The sequence below is a fragment of the Streptomyces fildesensis genome (genome assembly GCF_016107395.1).
In the GTDB taxonomy this organism is placed as follows: domain Bacteria; phylum Actinomycetota; class Actinomycetes; order Streptomycetales; family Streptomycetaceae; genus Actinacidiphila; species Actinacidiphila fildesensis.
In genome coordinates this window covers 50,681-68,602 of record NZ_JAAIKO010000024.1, presented here as the reverse complement: position 1 = coordinate 68,602, position 17,922 = coordinate 50,681, and the positions used below count along the sequence as shown (strand labels likewise).

Below are 17,922 nucleotides of genomic sequence, written 5' to 3'. Positions count from 1 at the left end.
TCCCCGCCCCGCGGGCCCCGTCGCCCACCTTCCCGTGGGATCGGGTCCCGCCGGTGGGCGGGAAGGGCGGGTGGGGAAAAGCCCGCCGCAGGCGCAACAGTGCCGCCGGCGCTGGTGTACCCGTACCCCTGCCGGAGGCGCGTGGCGGAACAGCGCCGGGGGTGCCCCGTGGGCTCAGGGCCTGCTGAGGCCGGTCAGGGCCTCGCTCTCGTTCGAGCCGCTCTCCGTGAGGAGGCTCTCCACGGTCTGGGCCGCGCGCACCCGCGCGAACGTCACTGAGCCGTCCGCGGACGCGTGGTAGCCGTGGATGGCCGGGCGGGGGAGGGAGTTGTAGGCGAAGTGGTTGGAGAAGTAGTAGGCGCCGGTGTCGAGGAGGGCGACGAGGTCGCCTGCTTCGAGGAGGGGGAGGGGGCGGGCCTGGGCGAGGAGGTCGCCGGCGAAGCAGCAGGGGCCGGCCACGTCCTGGACGACGGGGTCGCCGCCCTTGGGGCGGCCCTTGGCGTCGAGGGCCTCGACGCGCAGCGGCCACGCGTCGGGGACGAAGACCGTACGGGTGGCGAGCTGTGCGCCCGCGTGGGTGATCGCGATGGGCCGGCCGCCGGCCGACTTGGCGTATTCGACGCGGGCCAGCACCGTGCCGGCCTTGGCGAGCAGTGAGCGCCCGAACTCGGTGACGATCGTGTAGCGGCCGTCGAAGAGGCCGGGGACGGTGGTGCGCAGCAGCCGCGCGTAGTCGTGGAAGGTGGGCGTGACCTCGTCGGAGGTGAAGTTGACGGGGAGGCCGCCGCCGATGTCGAGGGTGGTGATCTGCCGGCGGCCGGCGGCCGTGTTGATGCGCTCGGCCAGGTCGTGGGCGGCCCGGACGCCCGCCGCCATGAGGTCGAGCGGTACGCCCTGGGAGCCGGTGTGGGTGTGCAGCCGGTTGAGCCAGGGGCGGTCGGCGTAGGCGCGCAGGATCCACTCCTCGGTGCCGGTGTCGCGCAGCGCGACGCCGAACTTCGAGGTGGCGGTCGCGGTGCTCATGGCGCCGATGCTGCCGCCGCCGATCTGCGGATTGACCCGCAGGCCGATGGGGGACGTGGTGGGGGCCGCGGTGACCAGCGTGTCGAGGCGGCCGAGTTCCTGCGGGTTGTCGGCGTTGACGGCGATGCCGAGGGCGAGTGCTTCGCGGAGTTCGGCGACGGTCTTGGCGGGGGAGTCCAGGACGATGCGGTCGGCCGGGAGGCCCGCGGCGCGGGCGATGGCGAGTTCGCCGGGGCTGGCGACCTCGGCGCCGAGGCCGAGGCCGTTGAGCAGCCGCAGGACCGGGACGAGCGCGGCGGCCTTGACGGCGAAGGTGTGGGTGACGGTCACGCCCGGGGTGGCGAAGGCCTCCTGGAGGGCGGCCGCGGCTTCGTGGATACCGGTGACGTCGAGGAGCCCGATGACCGGGTTGTCCGGAGTGAGTAGATTCTGATCCACTGCCGCGCGCAGCGCGTGGCCCCGTCGTGCTGTCGCGTTCGGCGTCATGCCGGCCATCCCATCACCCGGTATGGGGCAATGCCACCCCACCCTGTTGACTAGATGTATTCAGCAGGACAGGATGTGAATGGATAGATCCATCGATGTACAGAGGGAGGCCGGGCCGATGTCGGGACCGAGGATCGTGCGGGCGCCGCGCGGTACGGAACTGAGCACTCAGGGTTGGCAGCAGGAAGCCGCGCTGCGGATGCTCCAGAACAACCTCGACCCGGAGGTCGCCGAGCACCCCGAGAAGCTGGTCGTCTACGGAGGCACCGGGAAGGCCGCGCGCGACTGGCGGTCGTTCGACGCCATGATCCGCACCCTGCAGACGCTGAAGCAGGACGAGACGATGCTCGTCCAGTCCGGCCGTCCCGTCGGCGTGATGCAGACGCACGAGTGGGCGCCGCGGGTGCTCATCGCCAACTCCAACCTGGTCGGCGACTGGGCCAACTGGGAGGAGTTCCGCCGCCTGGAGGCGCTGGGCCTGACCATGTACGGCCAGATGACGGCCGGCTCGTGGATCTACATCGGTACCCAGGGCATCCTGCAGGGCACCTACGAGACGTTCGCCGCGGTCGCCGCCAAGAAGTTCGGCGGCACGCTGGCCGGGACCATCACGCTGACCGCCGGGCTCGGCGGCATGGGCGGCGCGCAGCCGCTGGCCGTCACCATGAACGGTGGCGTCGTGATCTGTATCGACGTGGACCCGCGCGCGATCTCGCGCCGTATCGAGCACCGCTACCTGGACGTCAGGGCCGACTCCCTGGCGCACGCGATGCAGCTCGCCACCGAGGCCCGCGACAAGCGCGAGCCGCTGTCGATCGGGCTGCTGGGCAACGCCGCCGAGCTGCTGCCGCAGATGCTCGCCGAGGGCGCGCCCATCGACATCGTCACCGACCAGACCTCCGCGCACGACCCGCTGGCCTATCTGCCGGTCGGCATCGCGTTCGACGAGATGGCCACGTACGCGGCCGAGAAGCCCGCCGACTTCACGCTGCGGGCCCGTGAGTCGATGGCCCGGCACGTCGAGGCGATGGTCGGCTTCATGGACGCCGGCGCCGAGGTCTTCGACTACGGCAACTCGATCCGCGGTGAGGCACAGCTCGCCGGGTACGACCGGGCGTTCGACTTCCCCGGGTTCGTGCCCGCCTACATCCGGCCGCTGTTCTGCGAGGGCAAGGGCCCGTTCCGCTGGGCGGCACTGTCCGGCGAGGCGTCCGACATCCACAAGACGGACAAGGCGATCCTCGAGCTGTTCCCCGAGAACGAGTCGCTGCACCGCTGGATCAAGCTGGCGCAGGACAAGGTCCACTTCCAGGGCCTGCCCGCCCGGATCTGCTGGCTCGGCTACGGCGAGCGCGACAAGGCGGGCGAGCGCTTCAACGACATGGTCGCCAGCGGTGAGCTGGCCGCGCCTGTCGTCATCGGCCGCGACCACCTGGACTGCGGCTCGGTGGCCTCGCCGTACCGCGAGACCGAGGCGATGCTCGACGGCTCCGACGCCATCGCCGACTGGCCGCTCCTCAACGCCATGGTCAACGTCGCCTCCGGCGCCTCCTGGGTCTCCATCCACCACGGTGGCGGCGTCGGCATGGGCCGTTCCCTGCACGCGGGACAGGTCACGGTCGCGGACGGCACCGAGCTCGCGGGCGAGAAGATCCGCCGGGTGCTGACGAACGACCCGGGCATGGGCGTCATCCGGCACGTCGACGCGGGCTACGACCGCGCCGACGAGATCGCCGACGAGCGCGGTGTGCGGATCCCGATGCGCGAGGGCGACTCCGAGTGAGTTTCCACAGCATGTGGACGGAGCTGCTGCCGATCGGCCGCAGCTCCGTCTCCGGGGGATACCGCCGCTACGCCTGGAGCGGCGCCGACCTGGACTGCCGGGCGTGGTTCCGGGCGCAGGCGGAAGGCCGCGGCCTGACGTACGAGGTCGACCGCAACGGCAACCAGTGGGCCTGGCTGGGCGACCCGGCCGCCGGTGACGCCGTCGTCACCGGCTCGCACCTGGACTCCGTACCGGACGGCGGCGCCTTCGACGGGCCGCTGGGCGTCGTCTCGTCCTTCGCGGCGCTCGACGAACTGCGCGAGCGCGGTGCGGCGTTCGGCAAGCCGCTGGCCATCGTCAACTTCGGTGACGAGGAGGGCGCCCGGTTCGGGCTCGCCTGCGTCGGATCGCGGCTGGCCGCCGGGCAGCTCACCAAGGACAAGGCGTACGCACTGCGCGACGCGGACGGCGTCAGCCTGCCGCAGGCCATGGAGCAGGCCGGTTACGACCCGGCCGGCATCGGCCCGGACCCGGAGCGGCTCGCCCGCATCGGCGCGTTCGTGGAACTCCACGTCGAGCAGGGCCGGGCGCTGGACCTGAGCGGTGACGCCGTCGGCATCGCGTCCGCGATCTGGCCGCACGGCCGCTGGCGGTTCGACTTCCACGGCGAGGCCAACCACGCGGGCACCACCCGCCTGGAGGACCGCCGCGACCCGATGCTCAACTACGCCGACACGGTGCTGGCCGCCCGCCGGGAGGCCCAGGCCGCCGGGGCGCTGGCCACCTTCGGCAAGGTGAGCGTCGAGCCCAACGGCGTCAACGCCATCGCCTCGCTGGTGCGCGGTTGGCTCGACTCCCGGGCCGCCGACCAGGAGACGCTGGACCGGGTGGTGGCCGGGATCGAGGCCGCCGCGGCCGAGCGGGGGGCCCGCGACGGCATCGACGTCCGCGTCACCCGTGAGTCGTTCACCTCGGTCGTCGAGTTCGAGCACGCGCTGCGCGACGAGGTCGCGAAGCTGCTCGGCGGCGTCGTCCCGGTGCTGCCGACCGGCGCGGGACACGACGCCGGGATCCTGTCGGCGAGTGCCCCGACCGCCATGCTGTTCGTACGCAACCCCACCGGCGTCTCGCACTCACCCGCCGAGACCGCCGCCGAGGACGACTGCCTCGCCGGGGTGACCGCGCTCGCCGACGTACTGGAAGGTCTCGCGTGCAGCTGACGTACTGGACGGAACACGCCTGGCTCAACGGGGTCGTCGAGCCGGGCGTGGCGATCGACACGGCCGGTGGCCGCATCACCGGCGTCAGGACCGGGGTCGACACGCCACCTCCCGGTGCCGTCGCGCTGCGCGGATTCACCCTGCCGGGACTGGCCAACGCGCACTCGCACGCCTTCCACCGGGCGCTGCGCGGCACCGTCCAGGTCGGGTCCGGCACCTTCTGGACCTGGCGCGAGATCATGTACTCGATCGCGGCGGAGCTCGACCCCGACACCTACTACGCGCTCGCGCGGGCGGTGTACGCGGAGATGGCGCTGGCCGGCATCACCTGCGTCGGTGAGTTCCACTATCTGCACCACGGTCCCGGCGGCACACCGTACGACGACCCCAACGCCATGGGCGAGGCCCTGATCGCCGCCGCGGGCGAGGCGGGCATCCGGATCACGCTGCTGGACACCGCTTACTTCTCGTCCGGATTCGGCGCGCCCCCCGACCGGCACCAGGTGCGGTTCGCCGACGCGGGCCCCGACGCCTGGGCGGAGCGCGCCGACGCCCTCAAGGACCGCGACCACGTCCGGATCGGCGCGGCGATCCACTCGGTGCGCGCCGTGCCGCCGGCCGGGATCGCCAGGGCGGCGGAGTGGGCGGCGGCGCGGCAGGCCCCGCTGCACGTCCATCTGTCGGAGCAGCCGGCCGAGAACGAGGCCTGTCTGAAGGCCCACGGCCGCACACCGACACGGCTGCTCGCGGACCACGGGGCGCTGGGCCCCCGGACCTCCGCCGTGCACGCCACGCACCTCACCGGTGCGGACATCCGGCTGCTCGGCGACAGCGGCACGGTCGTCTGCATGTGCCCCACCACCGAACGCGACCTCGCCGACGGCATCGGCCCGGCGCGCGAGGTCCAGCTCGCCGGCAGCCCGCTGTCGCTCGGCAGCGACAGTCACGCCGTCATCGACCTGCTCGAAGAAGCCCGCGCCATGGAACTCGACGAGCGGCTGCGCACCCGCACCCGCGGGCACTGGACCGCGGCCCAACTGCTGCGGGCCGCCACCGCGGACGGCCATGCCTCGCTCGGCTGGGCGGACGCCGGTCAGCTGGAGACGGGCGCGCTCGCCGACTTCACCACCGTCGCCCTGGACTCGGTCCGCACCGCCGGCACGCTGCCGCGCCTCGCCGCGGAGACGGCCGTTTACGCCGCGACGGCCACGGACGTACGGCACACCGTGGTGGGCGGGCGGCACATCGTCCGGGACGGTGTCCACCAGCTGGTGCCGGACGTGCCGGCCGCGATGGGCGCGGCCGTCGCCCGTCTGCGCCGTTCCTGATTTCTCCCCCAGCTACCGCTGGGAGGTGCCCCCAGACCCACGGAGATCGCGCGATGCCCACGACCCTCATCACCAACATCGGCAGCCTGGTCACCAACGACCCGTCCCTCGGCACCGGGCCGCTCGGGCTGGTCGCGGACGCGGCGGTGGTCATGGCCGACGGCCTGATCGCCTGGGTCGGCCCGGCGGAGCGGGCGCCCGGCGCCGACGAGGTGTACGACGCGGGGGGCCGGGCGGCGCTGCCCGGATTCGTCGACTCGCACTCGCATCTGGTGTTCGGCGGTGACCGCACCCAGGAGTTCAACGCCCGGATGTCCGGCACGCTGTACACCGCCGGCGGCATCAGGACCACGGTCGCCGCGACCCGCGCCGCCAGTGACGCCGAGCTGGACGCCAACGTGGCCCGCTATGTGGCCGAGGCGCGGCGGCAGGGCACCACGACCATCGAGACGAAGTCCGGCTACGGGCTGACCCCGGAGGACGAGGCCCGCAGTCTGCGCATCGCCGCCGCGCACACCCCGGAGACCACCTACCTGGGCGCGCACATCGTCGCGCCGGAGTACGCGGACGACCCGGCCGGCTACGTCGACCTGGTCACCGGGCCGATGCTGGAGGCCTGCGCGCCGCACGCCCGCTGGGTGGACGTGTTCTGCGAGAAGGGGGCGTTCGACGGCGACCAGGCGCGGGCGGTCCTCACCGCGGGCGCCCGGGCCGGACTGATCCCGCGGGTGCACGCGAACCAGCTGACCTACGGGCCCGGCGTGCAGCTGGCGGTCGAGCTGGGGGCGGCGTCCGCCGACCACTGCACGCATCTGACGGACGCGGACGTCGACGCGCTCGCGTCCAGCGGTGGTGTGACCGTCGCGACGCTGCTGCCCGGCGCCGAGTTCTCCACCCGCGCCACCTACCCCGACGCCCGCCGGCTGATCGACGCGGGCGCGGTGGTGGCGCTGTCCACGGACTGCAATCCGGGGTCGAGCTTCACCAGCTCGATGCCGTTCTGCATCGCCGTCGCCGTACGGGACATGCGGATGACGCCCGACGAGGCGGTCGCGGCCGCGACGCTCGGTGGCGCGCGGGCGCTGCGCAGGGACGACGTCGGAAGGATCACGGCGGGGGCGCGAGCTGATCTGATGCTGCTCGACGCCCCCAGCCATGTACATCTGGCCTACCGGCCCGGTGTGCCGCTGGTCAGCCGGGTGTGGCAGGGCGGGGTCCGCGCCGCCTGACCCGTGGCCGGGCGGCGCTCACCGTCACTCCTCGACGAGCAGCCCGCGCCGCAGGCGCGCCAGTGTCCGGGAGAGCAGGCGCGAGACGTGCATCTGTGAGATGCCGAGCTCCTCGCCGATCTCCGACTGGGTGAGGTTGCCGGTGAAGCGCAGCGAGAGGATCTTGCGGTCACGCGCCGGGAGCTCGGCGATCAGCGGCTTCAGGGACTCGATGTACTCGATGCCTTCGAGGTCGTGGTCCTCGTAGCCGATGCGGTCGGTCAGCGCGCCCTCGGAGTCGTCCTCGTCGGGCTGGGCGTCGAGCGAGCTCGCGGTGTACGCGTTGCTCGCGGCCATGCCCTCGATGACCTCTTCCGCGGTGATCCGCAGCCGGGCGGCCAGCTCGGCCACGTTCGGCGAGCGGTCCAGCTGCTGGGCCAGCTCGTCGCCGGCCTTGGCCAGGTCGAGCCGTAGCTCCTGCAGCCGGCGGGGGACCCGTACCGACCAGCTGGTGTCACGGAAGAAGCGCTTGATCTCGCCGATGATCGTCGGCATCGCGAAGGTGGGGAACTCCACACCGCGGCTGAGCTCGAAGCGGTCGATCGCCTTGATCAGGCCGATCATGCCGACCTGGATGATGTCCTCCATCGGCTCGCTGCGGGTGCGGAACCGGGAAGCCGCGAACTTCACCAGGGCGAGATTGAGTTCCACGAGCGTGTTGCGCACGTAGGAGTATGCGTACGTGCCCTCGTCCAGCGTCTCGAGGCGCAGGAACAGTGTCTTGGACAGGGCGCGTGCGTCGACCGGACCCACCGTCTCGAACGGGGGTATCTCGGGGAGGCCCTCCAGCCCCTCCGGCTCTTCCAGGTCTTCCTGCTCAGAGCCAACGGACGGGCTGGTCGTCGTCGCGGTGATCGCGTCAGGCCGGGGTGTCATGCTCTCCTCCCTCGGTTACGGCATCAGGCTGCCGGTGCCATGCCGCTAATACGGTGTGCTGCGCCTCCGAGGCGGCCGGGTTTCGATAGGTGTTGTTCAAGCCCTACCCCGTTTCACGCTGGTGGCGCAACTTCCGGCCGACTGTCCTCACGGGCGATTAGCGGGCCGCGGAGGGGGCAGGCGGGAGGCATCCGAGGGGCGTCCACCGGCAGCTGAGGGGTAGCTTCCACGTGATTCGGGATGCGCGTAGGGTTCGGAGTGCGCATGACCCAAGATTCCAGAGGAGCGCACATGGACCGCGGGATGGTCGGTACGGCCGGCCGGGACCGGTTGCACGTGGACGTGCGACAGCACGGCACGTACGCCGTTGTCACGCCTGCGGGCGAGCTCGACCACCACACGGCGGAGCTGCTCAGCGAGCCGCTCGAAGCGTGTGTCGCCGCGGGCTGCACCAAGCTCGTGGTGGACTGCTCCCAGCTGGATTTCTGTGATTCCACCGGATTGAACGTCCTGCTGGGCGCCCGGCTGAAGGCGGAGGCGGCCGGTGGGAAGGTCCATCTGGCGGGTATGCTGCCGGTGGTCGCTCGTGTGTTCGAGATCACGGGTGCCGAAGCCGTGTTCACCGTCCACGCAACCCTGGACGAGGCATTGCAGGAGTGACGGAAGCATCGCCGGTGGCGATCTCCCACTCCACCCTGTTTGGTAGAGCTCCCGAGGTGTCCCCGGGAATTCGTCGGGCAGGAGACTCCTGAAACTGTCGGACATCGGTGAGGTGAGGCGCTGATGAGCACCACTCGGCCCCACGCGGCGGACGACCGCGGTTCGGACCCGGGCGACATTGTCGTGCCCGAGGCCGGATCCGCGCGGGTTCTGCGGCTCCTGGGTGAGAGTGCCATCGTCCCGCGCGCCCGCGACTTCACTCGCGAGGCGCTGCAGGCCTGGGGCTGGCTGCCCGCCTCCTCCCCGGAGCGCCGGGCCGCGGCCGAGGATGTGCTCCTCGTCGTCTCGGAACTGGTCACCAACGCGTGTCTGCACGCGGACGGCCCCGATGAGCTGCGGCTGATCCACAGTCCCAAGGTGCTGCGACTCGAGGTCGCCGACAGCGGGGCCGGTGAGCCGGTGCCGCGCGTTCCGCACCGGGCGGGCCGGCCCGGCGGGCACGGCATGTTCATCGTGCAGCGGCTCTGCACGGACTGGGGCGTCGCCCGGCATGCCGGGCAGCCGGGCAAAACGGTCTGGGCCGAACTCGCAGCTCCCGCCTGATTTCCCCCTCTGCACCTCCCTTCCCTCTCCAAGATCACGGGCGTACTGTCGGCCGCCGAATCTGATGTGCCGTCAGTAACTTGTGGCGGAAGGGAGAAGAGCCGATGAAACACGTCATGAACAGCGTCCTCAGCAGAGCGGCCGCCCGCGGTGGAGTGCTGGCCCTCGCGACGGCGACCGCGGCGGGTGCGGCGCTGTTGGTCGCCCCGGCCGCACACGCCGAAACCGTGGACGTCGCCTACAGCTGTCAGTCGCCGATCGGGAAGAAGGACGCGGTGTCGCCCATCGACATCACGAGCGTCCCGTCCGGCTCCGGCTACAAACTCACGATGAGCTTCAAGAAGGGTGTCTCCTCCAGCCCGATCGAACTCGGCAAGGGGGCGATGAACCCGAGCGCGACGATCAAGGTCGGCGGTGCGGACCCCGGTTCGGTGTCGGTGGTCGGCGCCGCGAACGACGCGGCGATCCCCGCCAACACCCCCATCAAGATCAATGACCTGACGGGCACCTACACGCCCAAGAAGTCGGGCAAGGTCACCTTCACGGCCGGCGTGCTCACCATCAAGGCCCTCGGCACGGTCACGACCTGCAACGCCACCAACAGCCCCAAGCCCTCGCTGTCGCTGGACGTCAAGGCGGCGGGTGGTGGCGGCGACAGCGGTGCCACGGCCCCGCCGGACACCACGCTGCCGCAGACCGGTCCTGCCGACAGCGCCGTGGCACTGGGCACCTTCGGCGGCACGGTACTGCTCGCCGGGGTCGCCGGCGTGCTCTGGCTCACCCGCCGGGCTGCCGGCACCCGCTGATCCGGGCCCGTGGCACCGACTCGGGCGTCGGTGCCGCGGCCCGGCATGTCCGCTGTCGCAACTGCCCTGACCAGTAAGGACGTTGTATCTGACGGGCAGTCAAATCTGGTCGTCCGGCTCCATTGACTTCTTTCGGCCGTCCCGTCTCAATGTCCAGCGTCGGCGCAGAGGAAAAGGGACGCTGCGCCCGGACCGTGATCAAGGGGACAAGATGATCGCTCACGCGCGAAGATCCGTCATGCGCGGACGGAGACTGGCCGCCGTGCTCGGGGCCGCCGCACTCATGGTGGGGGGCGGCGCGGTGCTCGCGGCGCCCGCCCAGGCGGCGACGGCCGTGGACTTCCAGACGCACTGCATTCCGCCCGCCGTGGCCGGGCTGCCGCCCATCGACGGCGTGTCCAACGCGACCGTGTCGGTCGCGCCCGCGAACCCGAAGGTCGGTGACACGGTCACCGTCACCTACACCCTCACCAAGGCGGCCGCGAGCAACCCGACCGACATCGCGCTGCCCGCCGATGTCGTCACGCCCCGCGCCAGCGTCGTGCTCGGCGGTGTCCAGACCGGCGCCGTCGCCGTGACCGGCCCCAAGAGCAACCCGCCGATCCCGGGCAAGGGCTCCTTCCCGCCGCTGGTCATGACCGGCACCTTCGTGGTCACCGCTCCCGGCGCCATCACCCTGTCGCCCGGTGACTACACCATCCACACCAGCTACATCCTGGAGCTGGACACCGTCTGCACGGTCACCAACGGCCCCGCGCCGGTCTCCGAGACCGTCACCGCGAGCCCGGCGACCACCCCCAACCCGCGCACCCTGGCGCTGGGCTCGTCCCAGGGCGACCCGGGCACCGCGGTCGCCGTCACCGGCGGCCACTTCACCGCGGGCGCGACCGTCACGGTCCTGGCCATCGCCGGGTCCAACCCGACCGCGGACATGGCCTCCGCGACCGCCGACGCGCAGGGCGGCTTCACCGCCTCGCTCGTCGTCAACGACCTCGCGACCACCGGCATCGTGGCCTTCGAGGGCGCGAGCTACGACCCGGCGACCGCCGCGGGCCCGGTCGCGTACAAGGTCAACGACAACACGCCGATCCCGCCGGGGAGCCAGAAGCTGAACGCCTCGGTCACCGCCGGGACGCTCTCCATGACCCAGGCCGGCGACACCGTGGAGATGACCCCGGTGAACTTCGGCGACGGCGGCGCTTCGACCGGCGCACTGCAGACGGTCACCGTCAAGGACTTCCGCGGCGGCGCCGCGGGCTGGTCCCTGACCGGTGCGGTCACCGACTTCAAGGGCCCGGGAGGCGCCGTCATCGGTGCCGACAAGCTCAGCTGGACCCCGTCCTGCACCGCGAAGGCGGGCAGCCTCAGTGTCTGCGCGGCGGGTTCGCCCGGCGCCGTGGGCACGGCCGGCGCCACGCTGGCCACCACGTCCAACGGCACCGTGACCGGTGGTGAGTTCACCGCCGACGCGGGCCTGTCGCTGAACGTCCCGGCCTACTCCGGCCCAGGAACCTATTCCGGAGTCTTGACCCTGACCCTGACCTGACGCACAGTCAGTTAACTCGGACCGAGGGAGATGCCAGACATGTCGAGGGCCAAGGCGTGCGCAGTGCTGCTGACGGTCGCCGCGTTGCTCGGCATCGGTCTCGGTCCCGCGGCAGGACCGGCCGGCGCCGCGGACAACGGGCGCTGGTCGGTCTTCCCCGCCCCGGCGGGCGGGGCCAAGGACAAGACGAGTACCAGCCAGGAACGACAGTTCTTCACCCTGGAGGCGGGACCGGGGACCACCGTCAAGGACAAGGTCTCGGTCTCCAACCTCTCCGACGCGCCGATGCAGTTCAGGATCTACGGCGCCGACGCGTACAACACCCCGCGCGACGGCGGCTTCGCCGTGCGCGGCCCCGAGGAGACCAACAAGGACATCGGCACCTGGGTGAAGCTCGCCCAGGGCAGCCTCACCGTCCCGCCCAGGACCCGCGCCGACATCCCGTTCACCCTCACCATCCCCGACACCGCCACCCCCGGCGACCACCCCGGCGCGATCGTCGCCCTCAACACCGAGACCGACAAGAGCAAGGGGAGCGTCGCGGTCGGCGTCCGGCGGGCCGTCGGCGCCCGGATCTACCTCCGGGTGAGCGGCCCCAGCCTCCCCGCGCTCTCCGTGGAGAACGTCCGGGTCGACCACGGCCAGCCCTGGCTGCCCGGCACCGGCAGGAGCAACGCCACCATCCACTACACCCTGGTCAACCGGGGCAACGTCTCGCTGCTGCCGCGCCTGCGGGTCAAGGCCACCGGGCTGTTCGGCAACACCCTGCTGGACCGGCGGGCCAAGGGGCTGCCGCTGGAACTCCTGCCGGGACAGCAGGTCGAACTGGCCGAGAAGTGGGCCGGGTCGCCGCAGTTCGACCGGGTGAGCGTGAAACTCACCGTCACCACCGACCGGGGCGAACTCAACGAGACGGCCGGCGTCTCGTTCTTCGCCGTCCCCTGGCTCGCCGCCGGGGTACTGCTCGCCGGACTGGCGCTGCTGGCCGCCTGGTTCGTCGTCAGGCGCCGCAGGAACCGTCCGCCGCGGCCGGTGGAGGAGGACCCCGATCCCGATGCGGGGACGGCAGGGACAGCGGTCGGCGTGACGAGCGTGGGAAGCAGGGGCGGACAGGCGTGAGCACGATGCACAGGGAACTACTCCGGGCGACGGCGGCCGCCGTGCTCGCCGCGGCGCTGCTCGTGCTGTCCGCACTCACCGCGCAGCCGTCGGACGCGGCGGCCCCATTGGCGGTCCGCAACCCGGCGGCGGTCCAGGCGCCCGCCGCCGACGAGAAACCCGCGGTGGCGCTCTCGCCGCAGCAGGCCAAGCCCGGTACGGAGATCACCGTCACCGGCCGGGGCTGGAAGCCGACCACGCTGCTCACCCTCCTGGTCTGCGGGCAGAACGCGATCGGCGGCACCAACTCCTGCTCCAACGAGTCCGGCCGCGCGGTCACCACCGACGCCAAGGGCGGCTTCACCCAGAAGCTGCCAGCCGCCGCACCGCCCAAGCCCTGCCCCTGCGTCGTGCACGTCGCGACGGTGATGGGCGACTCCGTCACCGTCGACGCGCCGTTCGTCGTCACCGGGCATCCGGTCGCCGAGCTGCCGCAGACGTCCGGTGCCGGGCGGCTCGCGGTGCTCACCGCCAGGCTGCAGGGCGGCGGCGGACTGCTCACCTGGTTCGGCTCCCCGCCGCAGCGCCAACTGGTCTTCACCGTCGGCAATCTCGGCTCGGGACCGGTGAAGAACCCGGTGTTCCAGGTCGGGGTCTCGCACGGTGTCTTCGCCCCGCAGTGGGAGGAGCAGCAGTGGAGCGGCAGCGTGGCGCCGGGGATGAAACAGCAGATCAAGCTGCCCGTCGAGCTGACCTCGGGGGCGCACGGCGACTACCGGGTACAGCTCAAGTACGGCGACAAGGTGCTCGTCACCGAGCCGTGGGACGTCGGCCGGCCCTGGGGCGTCACGCTCTTCTGGATCCTGCTCTGCGTCGTCGTGCCGGCCGCGGTCTTCCGGATCGGGATGGCCGTCGTGGACAAGGCACGGCCGCGGCTGCCCGGCACGATCTACGCCTCCGGCCGCCGCCGTAAGGCCCCTTGGCGGCCCGCCGCGCTGCTCCACCTGCCGCCGCCCCGCCGTTCCGCGCCGTCCCAGCCGGCCAAGCCGGCGCCCAACGGCGTGCGCCCGCCGGGCTCCCAGGCCCCGGACGACACGGGCACGCTGCCCTGGTTCAGCCAGGGCACCCTGCCGGCGCCGCCCCCGGCCGACGGGCGGCAGCCCCCACCGACTTCCGCACCGAGTACCGAACGTCCATCTTCGAAGGGAAGCACGTGACGAATCGACTATCGCGACCGCGGAGGAGCAGGGCCGCCACCGCGGTCGGTGTCGCGCTCATGCTCGGCGGCGGCTCGGTGCTGCTGATCGCGGCACCCGCGCAGGCCGCCGAGTCCTCTTTCGCGACCAAGTGCATACCGCCGAAGATCGCCAACCTGCCCGACATCAACGGGACGACCAAGGCGGACATCACCGCGCCGGCGACCGCCAAGGTCGGCGACACGATCGACGTGACGTGGAAGACGGTGCAGGCCGCGTCGCAGAACCCGGGTGTCGCGGATCTGCCCGCCAACTCGGTGCTGCCCACCGGCAAGGTCACGATCGGCGGCGCGCAGACCGGGTCGCTGGACGTCGCAGGGACCCGGACCAATCCGGCGATCCCGAAGAACAGCCCCATGGTGCTGTCCGACATGAAGGGCAAGCTGAAGCTGACCGCCGCCGGTGACGTCACGCTCTCGCCCGGCGCGTACAACATCAACGCGAACTACATCATGTCGACCGACACCGCCTGCGCGCCGACCGGCACCGTTCCGGTCGCGGTCACGATCAAGGTGACGGGCGGCGGCACGACGACGTCCGGCGGTACGACGTCGGGCGGCACGACATCCGGTGGCACGACCACTTCGGGCACCACGGGTAGCACGACCACGTCCGGCGGCACCACTGGAGGCACCACCTCGGGCGGCACCACTGGAGGCACCACCACCGGTGGTACGACCGCCGGCGGTACGACGTCCGGTGGTCCGCCGGAAGGCGGTGGTGAGCCCAACGGCACCGTGCACAAGGGCACACCGGTCTCCGTGACCTTCGACTGCGGGTCGTTCGGCAAGCCGACCGGCCAGGTGGCCATCGACGCCACCAAGAGCAGCGCGGGTTACAACCTCTCCGTGCGGTTCATCGGTTCGGTCATGAAGACCCCCGCGCCGCTCCCCAAGGGCTTCATCACCGCGACCATGGCCGTCAAGGTGGCGGGCGCGGACAGCGGCACGGTCCAGGTCAAGGCGCCGCCCAACACCAAGGCGTTCGCCCAGAACGACCCGGTCACCCTCGATCCCCTCACCGGCGTCTACTCGCCGGGCAGGACCGGGCAGGTCACGCTGCACCCGGGCGCCCTGGCCGTCCAGCTCGCGCAGGGCGGCACTCCCGTCGCGACCTGCACGCCGACGAAGGCCGTCGACGCCTCGCTGACCCTCGACATCAAGGAGAAGGGCAGCGGCACCGGCGGTACCAACGGCAGCGCCGCCAACAGCGCGACCACCACCAGCGGCGGTCTCGCCCAGACCGGCGCCGACAACAACGGCTCGCTGCGCGCCCTCGGACTCGTCGCGGGCACCGTCCTGCTCCTCGGCGGCGCCGTCTTCACGTTCACCCCGTGGCGCAGGCTGCGCCACTGACCGCACCACCTGACCCCATGACGAAGCCCCGGCGACCGTACGGTCACCGGGGCTTCGTCACGCGTGCACGGGAAGGGACGTCAGCGGACGTCACCCATCAACGCGACGACCTTCTTGCGGTACATCCACACGGCGAAGCCGGCGAGGATGGCGAGGGCCGCTTCGAGGCCCACCATGCCGGAGCCGTTCAGATCCACACCCGCGATGGACAGCAGGCTGGTGGTGCAGTCGCCCGCGGTGACCGCGAGGAACCAGACACCCATCATCTGGCTGCCGTACTTGGCGGGGGCCATCTTCGTGGTGACCGAGAGGCCGACCGGCGAGAGACAGAGCTCACCGATGGTCTGGATCATGTAGATCGTGACGAGCCACATCGGGCTGACCTTCGTACCGTCCGAGGCCAGGCCCATCGGGACGACGAAGACGACGAACGAGGCCCCGATCAGGAACAGGCCCATGGCGAACTTCACCGTGGTGCTCGGTTCGCGGTTCTTCTTCGACAGCCAGATCCAGCCCCAGGCGATGACCGGGGCCAGCGCCATCACGAACAGCGGGTTCACGGACTGGAACCACGAGGACGGGAAGTCGATCCCGAACATCGAGCCCTGCGTCTTCGTCTCGCCGAAGATCGACATCGTCGATCCGCCCTGGTCGTAGATCATCCAGAACACGGCGGCGGCGACGAAGAACCAGATGTAGCCGCTCATCTTGGACTGCTCGGCGGCCGACAGCTCCTTGTCCTTCTTTATCCGGACCAGGACGCCGACCGGGATGACCAGGCCGATCACCGTGATCGGCACCAGCGCCCAGTTGAGCGTGTAGTGCCCGGTGAGAACGACCACACCGTAGAAGACCGAGGCGGCGATCAGCCACAGCAGGCCCTTGCGCAGGGTGGTGTTGCGCTCCTCGACCGACAGCGGCTTCGGGACGACGCTGCTGCGCTCGCTCAGGTGGCGGGTGCCGAGCAGGAACTGGACCAGGCCGAGGGCCATACCGACGGCGGCGAGGGCGAAGCCCAGGTGCCAGCTGTAGTTCTGGCCGACGGTGCCGATGATGAGCGGGGCGGCGAAGGCACCGATGTTGATGCCCATGTAGAAGACGGTGAAGCCGCCGTCACGACGCGGGTCGTTCGGCCCGTCGTAGAGGTGGCCGACCATCGTCGAGATGTTCGCCTTGAGCAGGCCGGAACCGAGCGCGACCAGTGCCAGGCCGACGAAGAACATCGCCTGGCCGGGGACGGCGAGCGTCAGGTGGCCGGCCATGATGATGCCCGCCGCGATGGCGACCGTCTTGCGCGGCCCCCAGACCCGGTCGCCGAACCAGCCGCCGGGCATGGCGAGCAGGTACACCATCGCCATGTAGATGGAGTAGATGGCCACGGCCGTGGCCGCCGTCATCGCGAGGCCGCCGCCCTGGGAGCCCTTCTCGGCGCCGGGGCCGCCGGCGATCAGATAGAGCGGGAGGAGGGCCTTCATGCCGTAGAAGCTGAACCGCTCCCACATCTCGGTCATGAAGAGAGTGGCCAGGCCGCGGGGGTGGCCGAAGAAGGTCTTGCCGCCCGGAGCAGGGGTCCCCTGCGGGGCGGCGTCCTTCGTCAGGCTGGACGCCATGGTCGATCCTTGTTCGCTCGGGACGCGCGACGGAACAGACCGCGCGCCCGGTGGGGGTGGCCGGCACCGACGCGCTATGGGGGCGCGCCGGGATCCACGCCCGCCGCGCGGTGCGCGCTGCGGACCCGGCCGTCAGGTCAATCACTCACTGCTGGTTTGTACCAGCCCCGTCACAGAAGAGGCCTTCGGCGCAGGTTGTGCGCGGAAGGACCCTGGGTGCTGCTACGGGCGATTCATTACTTTATGGCAGCCCAACACGTGGTATAGGGCGTCTTGAGACCTACCTCACAGGGCTCTTGGCACCGCTACCTCGGCCCCTGCCCACGCGGACTACCATCAAGCCCATGACCCGCGTACTTCTTGCCGAGGACGACGCATCCATCTCGGAACCGCTCGCGCGCGCCCTGCGCCGCGAGGGCTACGAGGTCGAAGTGCGTGAGGACGGGCCCACCGCGCTCGAAGCCGCCCTGTTGGGCGCCGTCGATCTGGTGGTGCTCGACCTGGGGCTGCCCGGTATGGACGGCCTCGACGTATGCCGCAGGATCCGTACCGAGGGACACACCTTCCCGGTGCTGGTGCTCACCGCCCGTGCCGACGAGGTCGACACGGTGGTCGGCCTGGACGCCGGTGCCGACGACTACGTCACCAAGCCGTTCCGGCTCGCCGAACTGCTGGCGCGGGTCCGGGCGCTGCTGCGCCGCGGCACCACCGACGCGCCGCAGCCCTCCACCCACGGAGTGCGGATCGACGTCGAGTCGCACCGCGCCTGGATGGGCGACGACGAGCTGCAGCTCACCGCGAAGGAGTTCGACCTCCTGCGGGTCCTGGTGCGCGACGCGGGCCGGGTCGTCACCCGCGAGCAGCTGATGCGCGAGGTGTGGGACACCACATGGTGGTCGTCGACCAAGACGCTCGACATGCACATCTCCTGGCTGCGCAAGAAGCTCGGCGACGACGCGACCGCGCCCCGGTACATCTCCACCGTGCGCGGTGTGGGGTTCCGGTTCGAGAAGAACTAGCCG

General features: G+C 71.3%; 15 protein-coding genes. 12 read left to right on the top strand and 3 right to left on the bottom strand.

Annotation, left to right across the window (positions count from 1 at the left end):
- Positions 1–174 precede the first annotated feature (174 nt).
- Entirely contained in the window at positions 175–1,509 is a 1,335-nt protein-coding gene (locus C6N31_RS26645; protein WP_232485699.1) for a type III PLP-dependent enzyme domain-containing protein, read from the bottom strand.
- 118 nt (positions 1,510–1,627) lie between these two features.
- Here C6N31_RS26645 and hutU point away from each other — a divergent pair, with 118 nt between their 5' ends.
- Genes hutU through hutI form a run of 4 tightly spaced genes read left to right on the top strand, consistent with a single transcriptional unit; the run spans position 1,628 to position 7,051 of the window.
- Positions 1,628–3,292, top strand: a complete 1,665-nt coding sequence (gene hutU, locus C6N31_RS26640) for a urocanate hydratase (RefSeq protein ID WP_138356112.1) — start codon at positions 1,628–1,630, stop codon at positions 3,290–3,292.
- A gap of 11 nt (positions 3,293–3,303) precedes the next feature.
- Positions 3,304–4,494, top strand: coding sequence for an allantoate amidohydrolase (locus tag C6N31_RS26635; protein WP_138356142.1), 1,191 nt, complete (start codon positions 3,304–3,306; stop codon positions 4,492–4,494).
- The gene (locus tag C6N31_RS26630) at positions 4,485–5,822 is read left to right on the top strand and encodes a formimidoylglutamate deiminase (protein ID WP_138356113.1); all 1,338 of its coding nucleotides are present in this window, start codon (positions 4,485–4,487) and stop codon (positions 5,820–5,822) included. The genes C6N31_RS26635 and C6N31_RS26630 overlap by 10 nt, the downstream gene beginning before the upstream one ends.
- Before the next feature lie 53 nt (positions 5,823–5,875).
- The gene (hutI, locus tag C6N31_RS26625) at positions 5,876–7,051 is read left to right on the top strand and encodes an imidazolonepropionase (protein WP_198358428.1); all 1,176 of its coding nucleotides are present in this window, start codon (positions 5,876–5,878) and stop codon (positions 7,049–7,051) included.
- A 24-nt stretch (positions 7,052–7,075) separates the two neighbouring features.
- Here the strand turns inward: hutI and C6N31_RS26620 are convergent, their stop codons facing one another.
- Positions 7,076–7,966 (bottom strand): RNA polymerase sigma factor SigF, encoded by an 891-nt coding sequence (locus C6N31_RS26620; RefSeq protein ID WP_138356115.1) that lies wholly within the window; start codon positions 7,964–7,966, stop codon positions 7,076–7,078.
- Positions 7,967–8,257: 291 nt separating this feature from the next.
- On the opposite strand from C6N31_RS26620, the gene C6N31_RS26615 reads away from it, so the two are divergent.
- The 7 genes from C6N31_RS26615 to C6N31_RS26585 all read left to right on the top strand — a co-directional run bounded on the left by C6N31_RS26615 (position 8,258) and on the right by C6N31_RS26585 (position 15,290).
- Positions 8,258–8,626 carry an STAS domain-containing protein gene (locus C6N31_RS26615; protein WP_138356116.1) on the top strand — a complete coding sequence of 123 codons (369 nt, stop codon included), beginning with the start codon at positions 8,258–8,260 and terminating at the stop codon, positions 8,624–8,626.
- A gap of 123 nt (positions 8,627–8,749) precedes the next feature.
- On the top strand, positions 8,750–9,229 hold the full coding sequence (locus C6N31_RS26610) for an ATP-binding protein (protein WP_138356117.1): 480 nt from the start codon (positions 8,750–8,752) through the stop codon (positions 9,227–9,229).
- Between the two features lie 104 nt (positions 9,230–9,333).
- Positions 9,334–10,035, top strand: coding sequence for an LPXTG cell wall anchor domain-containing protein (locus tag C6N31_RS26605; RefSeq protein ID WP_232485698.1), 702 nt, complete (start codon positions 9,334–9,336; stop codon positions 10,033–10,035).
- Between the two features lie 238 nt (positions 10,036–10,273).
- On the top strand, positions 10,274–11,581 hold the full coding sequence (locus tag C6N31_RS26600) for a WxL domain-containing protein (RefSeq protein WP_232485697.1): 1,308 nt from the start codon (positions 10,274–10,276) through the stop codon (positions 11,579–11,581).
- Positions 11,582–11,620: 39 nt separating this feature from the next.
- The gene (locus C6N31_RS26595; protein ID WP_187144898.1) at positions 11,621–12,700 is read left to right on the top strand and encodes a WxL protein peptidoglycan domain-containing protein; all 1,080 of its coding nucleotides are present in this window, start codon (positions 11,621–11,623) and stop codon (positions 12,698–12,700) included.
- 5 nt (positions 12,701–12,705) lie between these two features.
- Positions 12,706–13,896: a hypothetical protein gene (locus C6N31_RS26590; protein WP_232485710.1), complete on the top strand. Its 1,191-nt coding sequence runs from the start codon at positions 12,706–12,708 to the stop codon at positions 13,894–13,896.
- Positions 13,893–15,290, top strand: coding sequence for a hypothetical protein (locus C6N31_RS26585; RefSeq protein ID WP_138356119.1), 1,398 nt, complete (start codon positions 13,893–13,895; stop codon positions 15,288–15,290). The genes C6N31_RS26590 and C6N31_RS26585 overlap by 4 nt, the downstream gene beginning before the upstream one ends.
- A gap of 80 nt (positions 15,291–15,370) precedes the next feature.
- Here C6N31_RS26585 and C6N31_RS26580 read toward each other — a convergent pair whose 3' ends face one another.
- Positions 15,371–16,900 (bottom strand): peptide MFS transporter, encoded by a 1,530-nt coding sequence (locus C6N31_RS26580; RefSeq protein WP_198358427.1) that lies wholly within the window; start codon positions 16,898–16,900, stop codon positions 15,371–15,373.
- 344 nt (positions 16,901–17,244) lie between these two features.
- On the opposite strand from C6N31_RS26580, the gene C6N31_RS26575 reads away from it, so the two are divergent.
- A complete protein-coding gene (locus C6N31_RS26575; protein ID WP_138356121.1) occupies positions 17,245–17,919 on the top strand; it encodes a response regulator transcription factor in 675 nt (224 codons plus the stop codon).
- Positions 17,920–17,922: the final 3 nt, after the last annotated feature.

What these genes read in the sequence shown, in the direction of transcription:
- C6N31_RS26635 (WP_138356142.1), top strand. Translation starts at nt 3,304, where the DNA reads ATGTGGACGGAGCTGCTGCCGATCGGCCGCAGCTCCGTCTCCGGGGGA.
- C6N31_RS26600 (WP_232485697.1), top strand. Translation starts at nt 10,274, where the DNA reads ATGCGCGGACGGAGACTGGCCGCCGTGCTCGGGGCCGCCGCACTCATG.
- C6N31_RS26595 (WP_187144898.1), top strand. Translation starts at nt 11,621, where the DNA reads ATGTCGAGGGCCAAGGCGTGCGCAGTGCTGCTGACGGTCGCCGCGTTG.
- hutU (WP_138356112.1), top strand. Translation starts at nt 1,628, where the DNA reads ATGTCGGGACCGAGGATCGTGCGGGCGCCGCGCGGTACGGAACTGAGC.
- C6N31_RS26610 (WP_138356117.1), top strand. Translation starts at nt 8,750, where the DNA reads ATGAGCACCACTCGGCCCCACGCGGCGGACGACCGCGGTTCGGACCCG.
- C6N31_RS26620 (WP_138356115.1), bottom strand. Translation starts at nt 7,966, where the DNA reads ATGACACCCCGGCCTGACGCGATCACCGCGACGACGACCAGCCCGTCC.
- C6N31_RS26605 (WP_232485698.1), top strand. Translation starts at nt 9,334, where the DNA reads ATGAAACACGTCATGAACAGCGTCCTCAGCAGAGCGGCCGCCCGCGGT.
- hutI (WP_198358428.1), top strand. Translation starts at nt 5,876, where the DNA reads ATGCCCACGACCCTCATCACCAACATCGGCAGCCTGGTCACCAACGAC.
- C6N31_RS26645 (WP_232485699.1), bottom strand. Translation starts at nt 1,509, where the DNA reads ATGACGCCGAACGCGACAGCACGACGGGGCCACGCGCTGCGCGCGGCA.
- C6N31_RS26575 (WP_138356121.1), top strand. Translation starts at nt 17,245, where the DNA reads ATGACCCGCGTACTTCTTGCCGAGGACGACGCATCCATCTCGGAACCG.
- C6N31_RS26580 (WP_198358427.1), bottom strand. Translation starts at nt 16,900, where the DNA reads ATGGCGTCCAGCCTGACGAAGGACGCCGCCCCGCAGGGGACCCCTGCT.
- C6N31_RS26615 (WP_138356116.1), top strand. Translation starts at nt 8,258, where the DNA reads ATGGACCGCGGGATGGTCGGTACGGCCGGCCGGGACCGGTTGCACGTG.
- C6N31_RS26590 (WP_232485710.1), top strand. Translation starts at nt 12,706, where the DNA reads ATGCACAGGGAACTACTCCGGGCGACGGCGGCCGCCGTGCTCGCCGCG.